This window comes from Phenylobacterium sp. CCH9-H3, assembly GCF_001557235.1.
In the GTDB taxonomy this organism is placed as follows: Bacteria; Pseudomonadota; Alphaproteobacteria; order Caulobacterales; family Caulobacteraceae; genus Phenylobacterium.
On sequence record NZ_LSJI01000300.1, the window covers coordinates 1 to 1,491 of the forward strand.

General features: G+C 67.9%; 2 protein-coding genes and 1 pseudogene. All 3 read left to right on the top strand.

The window, feature by feature from the left end:
* A pseudogene (locus AX721_RS26485) lies at window positions 1-449 on the top strand (NAD(P)(+) transhydrogenase (Re/Si-specific) subunit alpha); the annotation flags it as partial.
* A gap of 152 nt (window positions 450-601) precedes the next feature.
* Window positions 602-919 carry a proton-translocating transhydrogenase family protein gene (locus tag AX721_RS26490; protein ID WP_068878953.1) on the top strand — a complete coding sequence of 106 codons (318 nt, stop codon included), beginning with the start codon at window positions 602-604 and terminating at the stop codon, window positions 917-919.
* 55 nt (window positions 920-974) lie between these two features.
* Window positions 975-1,491, top strand: a 517-nt coding sequence (locus tag AX721_RS26495) for an NAD(P)(+) transhydrogenase (Re/Si-specific) subunit beta (protein WP_197422729.1), incomplete at its 3' end; no start/stop codon positions are given.

The following is a 1,491-nucleotide window of genomic DNA, read 5'->3' on the forward strand; positions in this document are numbered from 1 at the left end:
GCGGCTACGCCAAGGAGATGAGCAAGGAATACCAGGCCAAGCAGGCCGAGCTGGTGTCCGGGCACATCGCCAAGCAGGACATCGTCATCACCACGGCCCTGATCCCCGGCCGCCCGGCGCCGAAGCTGGTCTCGGCCGCGCAGGTGGCCTCGATGAAGGCGGGCTCGGTGCTGGTGGATCTCGCCATCGAGCAGGGCGGCAACGTCGAGGGCGCCAGGCTGAACGAGGTGGCGATCACCAAGAACGGCGTGAAGATCATGGGCGTGCCCAACCTGCCGGCCCGCATCTCGGCCGATAGTTCGGCCCTGTACGCGCGCAATCTCTTGGCCTTCGCCGAGCTCTTCAAAAACAAGGAAGGCGCCTTCGCCCCGGACCTCGAGGACGAGATCCTGAAGGCCAGCCTCGTCACCCACGGCGGCGCCGTGGTCCATCCGTCGCTGACACCATGAGCTCCCGCGAGATCGCGTGGACGACCGCTGAGCCTCCGGCAACAGCCGAAGACTACGTCTGGGTCGCCATGTTCCAGGGCTGCGGCATCCCGCTGCCGCCCGACAACCCAACGCCTCCGCGTCCGAGACGTCAGAAGAAGGACAAAACCATCATGGACGTCGATCCGACCGTCTTCCGCCTCGCGATCTTCGTGCTGGCGATCTTCGTCGGCTACTACGTGGTCTGGAGCGTGACCCCGGCCCTGCACACCCCGCTCATGGCCGTCACCAACGCCATCTCCTCGGTGATCATCGTGGGCGCTCTCTTGGCCGCCGCCGCCAAGGGCGACCAGGGCCTGACCGGCTCGATCCTGGTCTCCAAGGGGGCCGGCGCCGTCGCCGCCGGCTTCGCCGCCGTCAACATCTTCGGCGGCTTCCTCGTCACCCAGCGGATGCTGGCCATGTACAAGAAGAAGGACAAGGCCAAGTGAGCCTGAGCGTCCTCCTCCACCTCATCGACAGTTCAACGGGCAGGGGCTCCCGCGCATGAACGCCAATCTCGCGGCCATCCTCTACCTCGTCTCCGGGGTGCTCTTCATCCTCGCACTCCGGGGCCTGTCGTCGCCGACGACCAGCCAGGCGGGCAACCGCAACGGCATGATCGGCATGGTCATCGCCGTCGGCACGGCGCTGGGCACGCTGTTCACCCAGGGCAAGCTCGACGGCCTCACCATCGGCCTGATCCTGGGCGGGGTGGCGGTCGGCGGCGGCATCGGCGCGGTGATCGCCCGACGCGTGGCCATGACCTCGATGCCGCAGCTGGTGGCGGCGTTCCACTCCCTCGTCGGCATGGCCGCCTGCCTGGTGGCGGTGGCCGCGATCTACACGCCGGCCGCCTACGGCATCGCCGCCGAAGATGGGACCGTCCATCTGACCTCGCTGATCGAGCTCAGCCTCGGCCTCGCCATTGGCGCCGTCACCTTCACCGGCTCGGTGATCGCCTTCGCCAAGCTGAACGGCAACATGAGCGGCGCGCCGATCCTGCTGCCCGCCCGCCACCTGC

Excerpts from the sequence above, each read along its gene's own strand:
- AX721_RS26490 (WP_068878953.1), top strand. The coding sequence starts at position 602 with ATGGACGTCGATCCGACCGTCTTCCGCCTCGCGATCTTCGTGCTGGCG.